Source organism: Enterobacter adelaidei (assembly GCF_041937165.1).
In the GTDB taxonomy this organism is placed as follows: Bacteria; Pseudomonadota; Gammaproteobacteria; order Enterobacterales; family Enterobacteriaceae; genus Enterobacter; species Enterobacter adelaidei.
Map to the genome: position 1 here is coordinate 1,467,601 of NZ_CP154353.1, position 15,814 is coordinate 1,483,414.

Below are 15,814 nucleotides of genomic sequence, written 5' to 3' on the forward strand. Positions count from 1 at the left end.
GGAATCATTTCAAATGGTTAAATCATTGTTAATTGCTGTTAATGAAAAGCTATCGTGCGACGATCTTGGCAAACTCTTGTTACGACTTGCCGTGGGTGGGCTAATGCTGTTTCACGGCTTGCATAAGTTGTTTGGTGGTGTGGGATTCATCAGCGGCATGCTGGTGGAAAAAGGGTTGCCGGGGTTTATCGCCTATGGCGTTTTGATTGGCGAAGTCGTGGCACCGATCCTGATTATTATTGGGCTCTTTACGCGCCCGGCCGCGCTGGTGCTGGCATTTACGATGATTGTGGCGTGGCTGATGGTGGGAATGGGGGAAACGCTCGCGCTCGATAAGGTAGGCGCATGGGCAATTGAAAGCCTGGTGTACTTCTTTATCGGCTCGCTGGCGGTGGCGTGTTTAGGGGCAGGGCGGTTTGCGGTAGGGAAAGGTCCTGCGTGGCGGTGAGGATAACAAAAGCCCGGTGGCGCTAGCGCTTACCGGGCCTGTGATCGAACGTTTACCGTTTATGCCAGAACCAAATCACCCTGCGGATGACACGAGCAGGCCAACACATAACCTTCTGCAATTTCCGCGTCGGACAGCGTCATAGTACTGGTGACGCTGTACTCCCCGGAGACCACTTTCGTTTTACAGCAGCCGCACACGCCTGCACGACAGGCTGCCACTACGGGGATCTTATTGCTTTCCAGCGCCTCCAGCAGCGTAGTGCCCACACGGCCAAAGAAAGTCTGTGCTGGTTGCAGTTTGCTGAATTTAATCCCGCTGGTAGCCGCTTTTGCCACGGGGGTAAAGAACTGCTCTTTGAAGAAGCGGGTCACGCCGAGCGCTTTCACTTCTTCTTCCACGATAGCCATATACGGCGCCGGGCCGCAGGTCATCACGGTACGATTTGCGATATCAGGCACGCTTTGCAGCAGCTCGCGGCTCAGACGACCGGGCACAAAACCATGGGTTGCGTTATGTTCCGCCACCAGCGTCACCGGATAATCACGCCACTCCTCGGCAAAAATCACATCGTCCGGGGAACGGACGCTGAAGATCGCCTGCACGTCGGCCTGCGGGCGGTTCTTCGCCAGCCAGCGGCGCATCGACATAATCGGCGTCACGCCACAGCCCGCCGCCAGCAGCAGGAATTTATCGTCTGTTTTGTCGTCACAGGTGAAATCACCCTGCGCGTCAGACAGCCAGATGTAATCCCCGCGCTTCACGTCACGCGTCAGCCACTGGGAGCCCGCACCGTCGTCAATGCGGCGGACGGTGAGCGTAATGTATTCGCTCACGCCCGGCGTTGAGGATAGGGTATAGGCGCGCAGGGTGTCCGCCGAATTGCGAACGCTGACCAGCGCATACTGCCCTGCACGGTACGGATAGTAGTCATGGCACAGCAGTGACAGTGTCCATACATCCGGCGTCTCCTGATGGATGTGATGAACCTGCATCCGCCACGGACATTGTGAGGTTGGCATGGTCATGAATAACTCCTTACGCGCTCAGCAGCTGCTTCATATCGTCTTCAACGTTGGTCACGGAACGCAGGCCGAATTTCTCGTTCAGCACGGCCAGCAGGTCCGGCGTCAGGAAGCCCGGCGCAGTGGGGCCGGTCACGATGTTGGTTACGCCCAGAGAGAGCAGGGTCAGCAGGATGACAATCGCTTTCTGCTCAAACCATGACAGCACCAGCGACAGCGGCAGATCGTTCACGCTGCAGCCTAGTTTCTCCGCCAGAGTAACCGCCAGGATGATCGCAGAGTAGGCATCATTACACTGTCCGGCATCCACCAGGCGCGGCAGACCTTCGATGTTACCGAAGTCCAGTTTGTTGAAGCGGTATTTACCGCAGGCCAGCGTCAGGATCAGACAATCTTCCGGTACGCGGGTGGCGAAATCGGTGAAGTAGTTACGCTCGCCGCGCGCGCCGTCACAGCCGCCGACGAGGAAGATATGGCGCAGTTTTTCACGGCTGACGAGATCGATCAGCGTATCTGCAGCCCCGAGCAGTGTTTCACGGCCAAAACCGACGGTAATCAGGTGCGGAATTTCACTGTACGGGAAGCCCGCCATCTGCTGCGCTTGCTTGATGACCGGACCGAAGTCATCGCCCTCAAGGTGGCTTACACCCGGCCAGCCGACGATGCTGCGGGTCCAGATGCGGTCGTCATACGCGCCCACGGTTGGGTCGATGATGCAGTTAGAGGTCATCACGATTGGGCCCGGGAAACGGGCAAACTCAACCTGCTGGTTCTGCCAGCCGCTGCCGTAGTTACCGATCAGATGTTTGAATTTACGCAGCTCTGGATACCCGTGAGCCGGCAGCATTTCACCGTGGGTATAGACGTTAACCCCCGAACCTTCGGTTTGCTTCAGGAGGTTGTAGAGATCTTTCAGGTCATGACCAGAAATCAGGATGCATTTGCCTTCGGTTGCTTTGACATTGACCTGGGTGGGCGTTGGGTGGCCGTAAGTGCTGGTTTCACCGGCGTCCAGAATGCTCATCACTTTGAAGTTCATCTGGCCGATTTCCATTGAGCACTCAAGCAGCGCGTTCATATCTGCAGGCCAGGTGCCGAGCCACGCCATGATGTTGTGGTACTGGGCGTAGATGTCGTTGTCGTATTGACCGAGCACATGCGCGTGCTCCATATAGGCCGCGGCGCCTTTCAGACCGTACAGGCACAGCAGACGCAAGCCAAGGATATTCTCGCCAATGGTCGCCTTGTCTTTGTTTGGGGTGAACTCAGCCGCCTGACGCTGCAACTCGCCCAGATCGTCGCTCACCAGCTGAAGTTCTGACATCGGATTTTCCACGCGGGCGTTAGCGTCCGCCTTCAGACACTGCGCTTTCAGCGCTTCACGAAGGGCAATGGCTTCGCGGGCGTAGCCGACAATGCGCGGAGAGTCGAAGTTAACGTTGGTTAGCGTGGAGAAGAAGGCGCGCGGTGCGAAGCTGTCGACGTAGTGGTCGATGATGCCATATTCACGCGCTTTGCACGCCCATGCGGAAAGGCCTTGCAGGGCCGCAATCAGCAGGTCCTGCAGGTCAGATGTTTCTGCGGTTTTGCCGCACATACCCTGTGCGTAAGAGCAGCCATTGCCTGCCGGGGTACGGATGGTTTGTTCACATTGCACACAAAACATAATCACACCTGTTAAAGTTATATTTGATATACATGTTTAAGGTTATGCCTGTGCCAGAACGGTGAAAAGGGCTTTTTGCTACAAAATAAAGGGAGATTGATTTAGCGCAATTTTGGCGGCAGGAACCCTACCGCCAAAGAAGTATCAGGCCGAGAAGACTGCCATCAGAACCGGAACCAGCAGGCTTAAAATAAAACCGTGCACGATGGCGGCGGGCACCATCTCCAGTCCGCCAGAGCGTTGTAATACCGGCAGGGTAAAGTCCATTGACGTCGCGCCGCACAGACCCAGCGCCGTAGAGCGACTTCGGCGCACCAGACCCGGGATCAGCATAATGGCAATTAACTCCCGTGCCAGGTCGTTAAAGAAGGCGGCGCTACCAATCACCGGGCCGAACGATTCGGTCAGCAGAATCCCGGAGAGGGAATACCAGCCGAAACCTGAGGCCATCGCGAGGCCTGTTTTCAGCGGCAGGTCGAGAATAAAAGCGTTAATCACGCCCGCCACCATGGAGCTGGCGACAACAATGACCGCGACCATCATTCCCCGACGGTTCAGAACAATTTGCCTAAGCGTCATGCCATTATTTCGCAGCTGAATACCGATCAGGAACAGCAGGAAGATCAGCGTATATTCACTGGCCTCTGTTGCGTGCTGTAAAAATGCCCAGCCGGTCAGCCCAAGAAGAAACCCGAGCACCACGACGCCGCACAGTTTTAATGATTCCAGAGCCATCGCAATTCGGGAAGGCAGCTTTTCCTGATGATGATGGTTTTTCCAGGGAACGGTACGTTCAAGCCAGAAGAGTGCGGCAATATTACACAGTAAAATAACCACCACGGTGACCACTGAATAATGCAGGATAGAAAGCAGATTGGTCGCCAGATTATCCAGGAAGGCCAGGCTGATCCCCATAAAGAAAAGAATGACGTATACAATCCAGCTGAGAAAACGGTTGATAAGACGTAATGCGGATTCCTGATGCAGCGGGATAAGGTAGCCCGCAATCAGGGGCAGCAGAATGATGAGGAGTCCTGAAAACATGAACAGCTGGTCCTTTTGAGTATCTGTTAAGCGCCAGTGACACTACCCAATAAAGGCTGTTCAGTAAAGCGGCAAAAAGAAAGCCGGGTGGCGACTGCGCCTTACCCGGCTTGAGTGTATGTGGGGTTATGCGGCCTGATGCCCTCACCCCAACCCTCTCCCACGGGAGAGGGAGAAAATCATTAATCGCGTTTTTCCAGCAGGGTGCGATACAGCACACCGCCCAGAATACCGCCGATGATTGGCATCACCCAGAATAGCCACAGCTGCTCAAGCGCCCAACCGCCCTGGAAAATGGCGACGGCGGTACTGCGTGCCGGGTTGACGGAGGTGTTAGTGACCGGAATAGAAATCAGGTGGATAAGCGTCAGCGCGAGACCAATGGCAATAGGGGCAAAGCCTGCTGGTGCGTGTTTGTCGGTTGCGCCGTGGATCACCAGCAGGAAGCCTGCGGTCAGCACAATTTCAATCACGATGGCAGACAGCATGGAGTAGCCGCCGGGTGAGTGTTCACCGAAGCCGTTAGAGGCAAACCCGCTGGCTGCCGCGTCGAAGCCGGCTTTACCGCTGGCAATCACGTAAAGCACAGCTGCCGCAATAATACCGCCCACTACCTGAGCGACGATGTAGCCAATGACTTCTTTCGCAGGGAAACGGCCGCCCGCCCATAAACCCAATGTCACCGCCGGGTTAAAATGGCCACCCGAAATATGCCCTACGGCAAAGGCCATGGTTAATACGGTTAAACCAAACGCCAGTGCGACGCCGACAAAACCAATGCCTAATTCCGGGAATGCCGCAGCCAGAACGGCGCTACCGCAGCCACCAAATACCAGCCAGAATGTACCAAAGCATTCTGCTGCCAATTTTCTAAACATAACCACCTCAATAATAAATTTCCGCACGCTTTCCCGCGTACGGGATATATCGCCTTAAAGGGATGACGACTCAAAGAGCCGTTATTCTAAAAACCAACAACACCCCTTCGCCACTTAAATAAATTCGATTAATTTGATTTAAGGCAATGTGATGTCAATCCTTGTTCAAATAAGCGGTAAATAGAGCATAGACCAATTCTCGCAAGGACGAATGTTATGCTGTCGTGACAGAACGCCGCCCGCTATACTGCTGATAACTTAAAGGAAAAAGTGGTCATTTCGCGGGGGATTTATGCTTCTCGAACGTGTGGAAATTGTCGGGTTTCGCGGGATTAACCGCCTGTCGCTGCAGCTGGAACAGAACAACGTCCTGATCGGCGAGAACGCCTGGGGTAAGTCCAGCCTGCTGGATGCGCTAACGTTGTTGCTTTCGCCCGAAGATGATTTGTATCACTTCGTCCACGATGATTTCTGGTTCCCACCGGGTGACATCACGGGCCGCGAGAAGCATCTGCATATCATTTTGACGTTCCGGGAATCTGAGCCAGGACGTCATCGCGTGCGTCGTTTCCGTCCGTTATCACCTTGCTGGGTGCCGTGCGATGACGATTTCCATCGTATTTTCTATCGGCTTGAAGGCGAGATGTCGGAAAACGAAGGGGTACTGACCCTGCGCGATTTTCTTGATGAGAAAGCCAACCCGATCCCCCTGGAGAATATCGACGATCTGGCGCGCCACCTGACCCGCCTGACGCCGGTACTACGCTTGCGTGATGCGCGCTTTATGCGGCGTATCCGTAACGGTACCGTACCGCATATGCCGGAAGTGGAAGTCACGGCCCGGGAGCTGGATTTCCTGGCCAGAGAGCTGGTTTCGCGTCCGCAAAATCTGACCGATGGGCAAATCCGTCAGGGATTGTCCGCGATGGTGCAACTTCTCGAACACTATTTTTCCGAACAGGGCACGTCGGAGTCGCGCCATCGTCTGATGCGCCGACGCTCTCATGATGAGCAGCGAAGCTGGCGTTACCTCGATATTATTAACCGGATGATCGACCGGCCTGGAGGCCGTTCCCATCGGGTAATTTTGCTGGGGCTGTTTTCAACACTTCTGCAGGCGAAAGGAACCGTTCGTCTCGACCGGGACGCCCGCCCGCTGCTGCTGGTGGAAGATCCTGAGACCCGTCTGCATCCCATTATGCTCTCCGTGGCATGGCATCTGCTGAATCTGCTGCCGCTCCAGCGCATTACCACCACCAATTCCGGCGAGTTATTATCGCTGACGCCGGTTGAACACGTCTGCCGTCTGGTGCGTGAATCTTCGCGCGTTTCTGCTTACCGGCTCGGGCCTGGCGGTCTGAACGCGGAAGACGGGCGCCGTATTGCGTTTCATATTCGCTTTAATCGAGCATCGTCGCTTTTTGCCCGCTGTTGGCTGCTGGTGGAAGGGGAAACGGAAACCTGGGTCATCAACGAACTGGCGCGCCAGTGCGGCCACCATTTTGATGCCGAAGGCATTAAGGTGATTGAGTTTGCCCAGTCGGGATTAAAACCGTTGATAAAATTTGCCCGCCGGATGGGGATCGAGTGGCATGTCCTGGTAGACGGTGACGAAGCGGGTAAAAAATACGCCTCAACCGTGCGTAGCCTGCTGAATAATGAACGAGAAGAAGAGCGCGACCATTTAACCATGCTCCCTGCGATGGACATGGAGCATTTTATGTATCGTCAGGGTTTTGACGACGTATTCCACAGAATTGCGATGGTACCTGTAGATGTCCCGATGAACATGCGGCGCGTGATTGCCAAAGCCATTCATCGTTCGTCAAAACCGGATTTAGCCATTGAAGTGGCGACGGAGGCGGGGAAACGGGGCGTGGAGTCGGTACCGACGCTGCTGCGCAAGATGTTCTCCCGCGTGCTATGGCTGGCACGCGGGAAAGCGGATTAAGATTGGGTTGCCTGGCTCACTTGCTGAATCAGGCTATCCAGCAGTTCGTAGCGGCGGCGATATTCGGAACGTTTTTTGCTCGCGATCTCTTCCATCGGCTTACGTGGCATGACAAGCGGCAGCCTAAAGTTACCGTTATCCTGTTTTTCACCGCCGATGGAAACCCAGAAACTGTCGTAATCGGCCAGCAGTTTCCCCTCTTTTTTCTTGCGATAACGCCAGCTGCGATAAATATGGGTGGCGTTACTGACGGCAACAATCTGTTCTACCGGGAAAGCGGTGCCGAGGGTCATTGCGGCTTCAACGAGCAGACGTTTCGGGAACAGGCCGTGACAGGCTTTCGTTGCCCCCTGGATAAGCTCGTGCGGAACGTGTGCTTTTGCGCCCTGCAAACCGCCGATAAACAGCGTCGATTTTCCTTCAAACTGGCACAACGTAAAGGTCATTTCTGCCAGCACCGTGTTCTGGCTGTCACAGAAAGCGAGGGTGGCTTCTCCTTCTTTATCCAGGAATGCATCTGCGCACAGACGAACGGTAAATTGCTGTTCATCTTTGCCGGTTAAGGTCAGCAGCGTGAAGCCCTGTTTAGAAAGATAACCATTAAGCAGCGTCGCAGGAAGCTGGCGGCTCATCGTCTGATAGTGCCAGTTGAGGGATTCCAGCGCGTGCTGACTATCCATATTCACCGTTAACCAGGGACGATGCAGCCGGCATGGTAGCCCAGGTTGTACCTGCAACATCTGCATCAGACGCGGTTGTTTTGCCAGACTCGTTAAAAGGCGCGCGGTGCTAACAGGTGACGCCAGCGAACGTAACATGAATTTACGTCGATAGGAGGGATTCTTCCACGCAAGCCCAGGTGTGAGCTGACCGAAAGCCAGATTTTTGAAAAGCTGCCAGCCTGATTTAGGCTGCGGCAGGTTTGAAAAAGGTGTATCGACGATGGAAGACATGATAGATCCTGCTTCTTGTTGAAGAGCTTCATTTCAGCAGGCGAACGTTCAACATCTCGTAAACAAATTGTGACGATTTCGGGAAACAGGGGTTTCGTTGAGGAGTCGTTTAGATAAAATCAACACTGATAATTGCCAGAACATTTATTTGGAATATTTATGAACCTCAAGGGAAAACGCAGAACGCTGTTTCTGCTGCTGGCGGTCGTGGTTTTGGTCGGCGGATACTGGCTCTGGCAGGTGCTTAATGCGCCGGTGCCGCAGTATCAGACACTGATTGTTCGTCCGGGTGAACTGCAGCAAAACGTCCTCGCAACGGGCAAACTTGACGCCCTGCGCAAGGTTGATGTCGGCGCTCAGGTCAGCGGCCAGTTGAAAACGTTGTCGGTAGAGATTGGCGACAAGGTGAAAAAAGGTCAGTTGCTTGGGGTAATCGACCCTGAACAGGCTGAGAACCAGATCCGTGAGGTGGAAGCGACGCTGATGGAACTGCGGGCGCAGCGTGCACAGGCACTGGCAGAGCGTAACCTCGCCCAGGTGACGCTCACCCGCCAGCAGGCGCTTGCCAAAACTCAGGCTATTTCGAAACAAGATTTAGATACTGCCACCACAGAACTGGCGGTCAAGCAGGCGCAGATTGGCACGATTGATGCACAAATCAAACGCAATCAGGCCTCGCTGGATACGGCGAAAACCAACCTCGATTACACGCAAATTGTTGCCCCGATGGCCGGGGAAGTCACCCAGATCACGACGCTTCAGGGCCAGACGGTCATTGCGGCACAGCAGGCGCCAAACATTCTGACCCTGGCAGACATGAGCACCATGCTGGTGAAAGCCCAGGTCTCAGAGGCGGATGTGATCCATCTTAAACCGGGGCAGAATGCCTGGTTTACGGTGCTTGGCGATCCGCAGACGCGTTATGAAGGCGTGCTTAAAGATATTTTGCCGACGCCGGAAAAGGTCAACGACGCCATTTTCTACTATGCCCGTTTTGAGGTGCCCAACCCGCAGGGCGTTCTGCGTCTGGACATGACCGCACAGGTGCATATTCAGCTCACCGGCGTGAAAAACGTGCTGACCATTCCACTCTCCGCGCTGGGTGAATCCACTGGCGAGGGCCGTTATAAGGTGAAGGTACTGCGCAATGGCGAAACCCGCGATCGAGAAGTGGTGATCGGCGCGCGTAACGATACTGACGTGGTGGTGACGAAAGGGCTGGAAGAGGGTGAGGAGGTTGTCACCAGCGAAAGCCTGCCAGGAGCGCCTAAATGACGGCGCTGCTTGAGCTGAACGACATTCGTCGCAGCTACCCGTCGGGCGACGGCCCGGTGGAGGTGCTGAAGGGGATCTCGTTACGCGTCGAGGCTGGCGAGATGGTGGCGATTGTCGGGGCGTCCGGTTCCGGTAAATCGACGCTGATGAATATTCTCGGTTGCCTGGATAAACCCACCAGCGGCACCTATCGCGTGGCGGGAACGGATGTCTCCACGCTTGATGGTGACGCGCTGGCAAAACTGCGGCGCGAACACTTTGGTTTTATCTTCCAGCGTTATCACCTGCTTTCTCATTTAAGTGCGGCACAGAACGTGGAAGTGCCCGCGGTCTATGCGGGCGTGGAGCGTAAAAAGCGTCTGGAGCGGGCGCAAGCATTATTAACGCGTTTGGGGCTGGCAGAACGGGTGGAATATCAACCGTCTCAGCTTTCCGGCGGTCAGCAGCAGCGAGTCAGTATTGCCCGTGCGCTGATGAACGGTGGACAGGTGATCCTCGCGGATGAGCCGACCGGTGCGCTCGACAGCCATTCGGGTGAAGAGGTCATGGCGATCCTCCATCAGTTGCGCGATCAGGGGCACACGGTGATTATCGTGACGCATGACCCACAGGTCGCGGCGCAGGCGGAGCGGATCGTTGAGATCCACGACGGCGAGCTGGTCAGCAACCCGCCGCCACGCCACGCCAGGGCAGCCGCGCCGAAAGAAGTGCTACCAGCGTCAACCGGTTGGGGGCAATTTTCCAGCGGCTTTCGCGAAGCGCTGACCATGGCCTGGCTGGCGATGGCGGCTAATAAAATGCGCACCTTGCTGACGATGCTCGGCATTATCATTGGTATCGCCTCGGTGGTGTCGATTGTGGTGGTGGGCGATGCCGCCAAGCAGCTGGTGCTGGCCGATATTCGTGCCATCGGTACCAATACCATTGATGTCTATCCCGGCAAAGACTTTGGCGACGACGAGCCACAGTATCAGCAGGCGCTGAAATATAACGATCTGGAGGCTATTCAGAAGCAGCCGTGGGTGAACTCCGCCACGCCTGCGGTTTCGCAGAACCTGCGTCTGCGCGTGGGCAACGTTGACGTGGCCGCCAGCGCGAATGGCGTGAGTGGAGACTATTTCAACGTCTACGGCATGACCTTCAGTGAAGGCGCTACCTTCAACGCCGAGCAGCTGGCGGGCAGGGCACAGGTGGTGGTGCTGGACGCGAACTCACGCAGGCAACTCTTCCCCAATAAAACCAACGTGGTGGGTGAGGTGATCCTGGTAGGGAATATGCCTGCCACCGTCATTGGCGTAGCGGAAGAGAAGCAGTCGATGTTTGGCAGCAGTAAGATCCTGCGCGTCTGGCTGCCTTATACCACCATCTCAGGGCGGATCATGGGGCAATCCTGGCTCAACTCCATCACCGTGCGCGTGAAGGAAGGCTACGACAGTGCCCGGGCCGAGCAGCAGCTGGAACAGCTGCTCACGTTACGTCACGGAAAGAAAGATTTCTTCACCTGGAATATGGACGGCCTCTTGAAAACGGCTGAAAAGACCACACGTACTCTTCAGCTGTTCCTGACGCTGGTGGCAGTGATCTCGCTGGTGGTGGGTGGCATTGGGGTGATGAATATCATGCTGGTGTCGGTGACCGAACGCACGCGGGAGATTGGTATCCGTATGGCGGTCGGGGCCCGGGCCAGCGATGTGCTTCAGCAGTTTTTGATTGAAGCGGTGCTGGTGTGTCTGGTCGGCGGTGCAATGGGCATTGCGCTCTCGATGATGATTGCATTTACGCTCCAGCTCTTTTTACCCGGCTGGGAGATTGGCTTCTCGCCGCTGGCTATTCTTACCGCATTTTTGTGTTCGACATTTACCGGCATTTTGTTTGGCTGGTTGCCGGCCCGCAACGCGGCGCGGCTGGATCCGGTTGATGCGCTGGCCCGCGAATAGGCTGAAAATAAAAATGCCAGCCGATCGGGCTGGCATTTTGACTGCGGGATGTACACAATAAAACAGAGAGCTATGCAACCGTCTCTGCTTCAATGGGTACGATAAGGCTTGCATGATTGCCTTTTGGTCCCTGGTGTACATCGAACCGGACGGACTGCCCGGCTTTGAGCGTTCTGTAACCATCCATCTGAATGGTGGAATAGTGAGCGAAGATATCCTCTCCGCCGCCTTCGGGGCAGATGAATCCAAACCCTTTGGCGTTGTTGAACCACTTAACAGTACCCATTTCCATGCTTCGACATCCTTCGTAAATCTTATAAATTAAGATGGAATGAACCGGTGGTGGAGTGGGGGCTGTTCAAAACCTCGCCATCTCACGCTTGTACAATTTAGAGAAACGAAAGAAGTCGTCAAGCGTTTGGGGCTGGAGATGGGACAATAATCAACCAAAGTTTGAAGCAGTTAACGCTATTGCAACAGTTTGTGACAGACATCGCGGATGACAGTAATAGATGATTGTTATCTAACATCTGAGGTAGATTCAAAGTGGTTATGCATAATGGGTAAGACCAACGATTGGCTGGATTTTGACCAGCTGGCGGAAGACAAAGTGCGCGACGCGCTAAAACCGCCATCTATGTATAAAGTTATGTTAATGAACGATGATTACACGCCGATGGAATTTGTTATTGACGTGCTACAAAAGTTCTTTTCTTATGATGTAGAACGTGCAACGCAACTGATGCTTACCGTTCATTATCGTGGCAAAGCGATCTGCGGCATCTTTACTGCTGAAGTCGCGGAAACCAAAGTGGCGATGGTGAACGACTATGCGAGGGAGAACGAGCATCCGTTGCTGTGTACGCTGGAAAAGGCCTGATAAGGCATAAAATTGGGGGAGGTGCCTATGCTCAATCAAGAACTGGAACTCAGTTTAAACATGGCTTTCGCCAGAGCGCGTGAGCACCGACATGAGTTTATGACCGTCGAGCATTTACTGCTCGCACTGCTTAGCAACCCATCTGCCCGCGAAGCGCTGGAAGCCTGCTCCGTGGATCTGGTGGCGCTACGTCAGGAACTCGAAGCCTTCATCGAACAAACCACACCGGTGCTGCCAGCCAGTGAAGAAGAGCGCGACACGCAGCCGACGCTCAGCTTCCAGCGTGTATTGCAGCGCGCGGTTTTCCACGTCCAGTCTTCCGGACGTAGCGAAGTGACTGGCGCAAACGTCTTAGTCGCCATCTTCAGCGAGCAGGAGTCACAGGCTGCCTACCTGCTGCGCAAACACGAAGTCAGCCGCCTCGACGTGGTTAACTTTATTTCTCACGGAACGCGCAAAGACGAGCCTAACCAGGCATCGGATTCCAGCAATCAGGTCAATAACAATGAAGAGCAAGCAGGCGGGGAGGATCGTATGGAAAACTTCACCACCAACCTTAACCAGCTTGCTCGCGTTGGCGGTATCGACCCGCTGATTGGTCGCGATAAAGAGCTGGAGCGCGCGATCCAGGTGCTGTGCCGTCGCCGCAAGAACAACCCGCTGCTGGTGGGGGAATCTGGCGTGGGTAAAACCGCGATTGCCGAAGGGCTTGCCTGGCGCATTGTGCAGGGCGACGTGCCGGAAGTGATTGCCGATTGCACCATCTACTCGCTGGATATCGGCTCGCTGCTGGCGGGCACCAAATACCGCGGTGATTTTGAAAAACGCTTTAAGGCGCTGTTAAAACAGCTGGAGCAGGACACCAACAGCATTTTGTTTATTGATGAAATCCATACCATCATCGGTGCAGGTGCGGCCTCCGGTGGCCAGGTGGATGCCGCGAACCTGATCAAACCGCTGCTCTCCAGCGGCAAGATCCGCGTGATTGGCTCCACCACCTACCAGGAGTTCAGCAACATCTTTGAGAAAGACCGTGCGCTGGCGCGCCGCTTCCAGAAAATCGACGTGACCGAACCGTCCGTCGAGGAGACGGTGCAGATCATCAATGGCCTGAAGCCGAAGTACGAAGCGCACCACGACGTGCGTTACACCGCGAAAGCGGTACGTGCGGCGGTGGAGCTGGCGGTGAAATACATCAACGACCGTCATTTGCCGGATAAGGCGATTGACGTAATTGATGAGGCAGGGGCGCGTGCGCGCCTGATGCCGGCCAGCAAGCGTAAGAAAACCGTTAACGTGGCGGATATTGAGTCCGTGGTGGCTCGTATCGCGCGTATCCCTGAGAAGAGCGTTTCTCAGAGCGACCGCGACACGCTGCGTACGCTCGGCAATCGCCTGAAAATGCTGGTCTTTGGTCAGGATAAAGCCATTGAGGCCTTAACTGAGGCTATCAAAATGGCCCGTGCCGGACTGGGTCATGATCACAAGCCTGTCGGTTCCTTCCTCTTTGCTGGCCCAACCGGCGTGGGGAAAACCGAGGTGACGGTACAGCTCTCCAAAGCGCTGGGCATTGAGCTGCTGCGCTTTGATATGTCCGAGTATATGGAGCGTCACACTGTCAGCCGTTTGATTGGTGCGCCTCCGGGCTATGTGGGCTTTGACCAGGGCGGCCTGCTCACCGACGCGGTGATCAAGCATCCGCACGCGGTCCTGCTGCTTGATGAAATCGAGAAAGCGCACCCGGACGTGTTCAACATTCTGCTGCAGGTGATGGACAACGGGACGCTGACCGACAACAACGGGCGCAAGGCGGACTTCCGCAACGTGGTGCTGGTGATGACCACCAACGCCGGGGTACGTGAAACCGAGCGTAAATCTATCGGCCTGATCCACCAGGATAACAGTACCGATGCGATGGAGGAGATCAAGAAGATCTTCACGCCGGAGTTCCGTAACCGTCTGGACAACATTATCTGGTTCGATCACCTGTCTACCGAGGTGATCCACCAGGTCGTAGACAAGTTCATCGTCGAGTTGCAGGTTCAGCTGGATCAGAAAGGCGTGTCGCTGGAAGTAAGCCAGGAGGCCCGCAACTGGCTGGCCGAGAAAGGCTACGACCGTGCGATGGGCGCCCGTCCGATGGCGCGTGTGATTCAGGACAACCTGAAGAAACCGCTGGCGAACGAGCTGCTGTTTGGCTCGCTGGTGGATGGCGGCCAGGTGACGGTGGCGCTGGATCAGGCGAAGAATGAGCTGACGTATGATTTCCAGAGTGCGCAGAAACACAAGCCTGAAGCGGCTCACTGAGTTGTTTTAAATCTAAAAGCCGGGTTTTTTAACCCGGCTTTTTTTGTGCCCGCTTTTCTCCCTCTCCCTGTGGGAGAGGGTCAGGGTGAGGGCATCGTGCCGCACTGAAATACATCTTCCTGCACAGCCACATTAATGCCACAAATAAAAAAGGCCGGGATTAACCCGACCTTTTAAATATTCATCTGCCATTACAGGCGAAAACAATTAGCGACTACGGAAGACAATGCGGCCTTTGCTCAGGTCGTACGGGGTCAGTTCAACAGTCACTTTGTCGCCCGTCAAAATGCGGATGTAGTTTTTGCGCATTTTACCGGAGATGTGCGCAGTTACCACGTGACCGTTTTCCAGCTCTACGCGAAACATGGTATTAGGCAACGTATCAAGTACGGTACCCTGCATTTCAATATTGTCTTCTTTGGCCATCTAATCCTCTGGGGTATCACTACCAAGTTTTGAACCGGCAAGATAATGCCGAAATTCATCAATTAAGTAAAGAATTGCGCGATTAAAACGCAGCAAAACAGTTTCGGCGCATTGCCCAAGCGTCACGGTACAACCGAACAGGAAGCGCATTCGTAAAGGGGAGACGACAGGATAAACGTCAGGACGTTATCTGAAGCGAGGGTCCCAAACGGCGGCGGGGCAACAGGCAGAAGCTACTCTGCGGCATAATTATAACACCCTCACAAAAAATATGCGGAAAACATTTAGGCATTGGGCAGAAAGAGCGTTCTCGGTATCCAGAAGTCGCGCGGGAGCTTCTCCTGACGGCTGGCATCCAGTTGTTCGATGTACTGGCGTCGCGGAATTTCAACAGCACCCAGCGAGGCCGTATGCTCGTTGAGTACCTGACAATCGATCAGGCGTCCGCCGCGTTGGGAAAACGCCTGGCAGAAGACCAGCAGCGCGGTTTTCGAGCCATTAACTGCTCTGGAGAACATGGATTCGCCGCAAAAAAGCGTCCCTTGTGCGACGCCATACATACCGCCGACGAGCTCACCACCTTCCCACACCTCGATGGAATGGGCGTAACCCAGTTCATGGAGCTGGTGGTAGGCGGTAATGATATCGCGGGTTATCCATGTCCCTTCATAGCGGTCTTCAGCACAGCCTTCAATCACCTGACCAAAGGCGTGATTCAGGGTCACCCGATACGGTGATTTTGCATGGAAACGTTTCATACTGCGGCTCAGGTGAAACTGCGCAGGCCACAGCACGGCACGCGGATCGGGAGACCACCATAAAATCGGGTCACCGGGGGAAAACCAGGGAAAAATACCTCGCTGGTAGGCCATCAATAGTCGTGCAGGACTGAGATCGCCACCAAGAGCCAGCAACCCATTGGGTTCACGTAGCGCCCCCTCCGGAGAAGGGAACGCAATATTATGACGAGAAAGCTGGACCAGGCGCATGACAGCAGAACTCCAATACGCGAGTGAGGATCGGT

Annotated in this window: 14 protein-coding genes; 6 read left to right on the forward strand and 8 right to left on the reverse strand. The window is 54.9% G+C overall.

Annotated elements, in window-relative coordinates:
* The first annotated feature begins 13 nt into the window (after positions 1-13).
* A complete protein-coding gene (locus AAHF05_RS07115; RefSeq protein ID WP_028019272.1) occupies positions 14-448 on the forward strand; it encodes a DoxX family protein in 435 nt (144 codons plus the stop codon).
* 59 nt (positions 449-507) lie between these two features.
* Here AAHF05_RS07115 and hcr read toward each other — a convergent pair whose 3' ends face one another.
* The 4 genes from hcr to aqpZ all read right to left on the reverse strand — a co-directional run bounded on the left by hcr (position 508) and on the right by aqpZ (position 5,061).
* Complete coding sequence (gene hcr, locus AAHF05_RS07120) at positions 508-1,476, reverse strand: NADH oxidoreductase (protein ID WP_129325284.1); 969 nt, start codon at positions 1,474-1,476, stop codon at positions 508-510.
* A gap of 10 nt (positions 1,477-1,486) precedes the next feature.
* Positions 1,487-3,139, reverse strand: a complete 1,653-nt coding sequence (gene hcp / locus AAHF05_RS07125; protein WP_129325285.1) for a hydroxylamine reductase — start codon at positions 3,137-3,139, stop codon at positions 1,487-1,489.
* Positions 3,140-3,283: 144 nt separating this feature from the next.
* Positions 3,284-4,183 (reverse strand): lysine exporter LysO family protein, encoded by a 900-nt coding sequence (locus tag AAHF05_RS07130; protein WP_049005454.1) that lies wholly within the window; start codon positions 4,181-4,183, stop codon positions 3,284-3,286.
* 182 nt (positions 4,184-4,365) lie between these two features.
* Positions 4,366-5,061: an aquaporin Z gene (aqpZ, locus tag AAHF05_RS07135; protein WP_025204573.1), complete on the reverse strand. Its 696-nt coding sequence runs from the start codon at positions 5,059-5,061 to the stop codon at positions 4,366-4,368.
* 292 nt (positions 5,062-5,353) lie between these two features.
* Between aqpZ and AAHF05_RS07140 the strand changes: the two genes are divergently transcribed.
* Complete coding sequence (locus AAHF05_RS07140) at positions 5,354-7,012, forward strand: ATP-dependent endonuclease (protein ID WP_028019268.1); 1,659 nt, start codon at positions 5,354-5,356, stop codon at positions 7,010-7,012.
* Here the strand turns inward: AAHF05_RS07140 and AAHF05_RS07145 are convergent.
* Positions 7,009-7,965, reverse strand: a complete 957-nt coding sequence (locus AAHF05_RS07145) for a VirK/YbjX family protein (RefSeq protein WP_129325287.1) — start codon at positions 7,963-7,965, stop codon at positions 7,009-7,011. The two genes, AAHF05_RS07140 and AAHF05_RS07145, sit on opposite strands and share 4 nt — an antisense overlap.
* A 159-nt stretch (positions 7,966-8,124) precedes the next feature.
* Here AAHF05_RS07145 and macA point away from each other — a divergent pair, with 159 nt between their 5' ends.
* Together macA and macB are read left to right on the forward strand one after the other, a co-directional pair.
* Complete coding sequence (macA, locus tag AAHF05_RS07150) at positions 8,125-9,240, forward strand: macrolide transporter subunit MacA (protein ID WP_129325288.1); 1,116 nt, start codon at positions 8,125-8,127, stop codon at positions 9,238-9,240.
* Positions 9,237-11,177, forward strand: a complete 1,941-nt coding sequence (gene macB / locus AAHF05_RS07155; protein WP_129325290.1) for a macrolide ABC transporter ATP-binding protein/permease MacB — start codon at positions 9,237-9,239, stop codon at positions 11,175-11,177. The genes macA and macB overlap by 4 nt, the downstream gene beginning before the upstream one ends.
* A gap of 70 nt (positions 11,178-11,247) precedes the next feature.
* On the opposite strand, the gene cspD is transcribed toward macB, so the two are convergent.
* Positions 11,248-11,469, reverse strand: coding sequence for a cold shock-like protein CspD (gene cspD / locus AAHF05_RS07160; protein WP_008499993.1), 222 nt, complete (start codon positions 11,467-11,469; stop codon positions 11,248-11,250).
* Between the two features lie 267 nt (positions 11,470-11,736).
* Here cspD and clpS point away from each other — a divergent pair, with 267 nt between their 5' ends.
* Complete coding sequence (gene clpS, locus AAHF05_RS07165) at positions 11,737-12,057, forward strand: ATP-dependent Clp protease adapter ClpS (protein WP_006174393.1); 321 nt, start codon at positions 11,737-11,739, stop codon at positions 12,055-12,057.
* A gap of 27 nt (positions 12,058-12,084) precedes the next feature.
* On the forward strand, positions 12,085-14,364 hold the full coding sequence (gene clpA, locus AAHF05_RS07170) for an ATP-dependent Clp protease ATP-binding subunit ClpA (protein ID WP_014069560.1): 2,280 nt from the start codon (positions 12,085-12,087) through the stop codon (positions 14,362-14,364).
* A gap of 207 nt (positions 14,365-14,571) precedes the next feature.
* Here clpA and infA read toward each other — a convergent pair whose 3' ends face one another.
* Entirely contained in the window at positions 14,572-14,790 is a 219-nt protein-coding gene (infA, locus tag AAHF05_RS07175) for a translation initiation factor IF-1 (protein WP_002211347.1), read from the reverse strand.
* Between the two features lie 284 nt (positions 14,791-15,074).
* A complete protein-coding gene (gene aat / locus AAHF05_RS07180) occupies positions 15,075-15,779 on the reverse strand; it encodes a leucyl/phenylalanyl-tRNA--protein transferase (protein ID WP_129325292.1) in 705 nt (234 codons plus the stop codon).
* Positions 15,780-15,814: the final 35 nt, after the last annotated feature.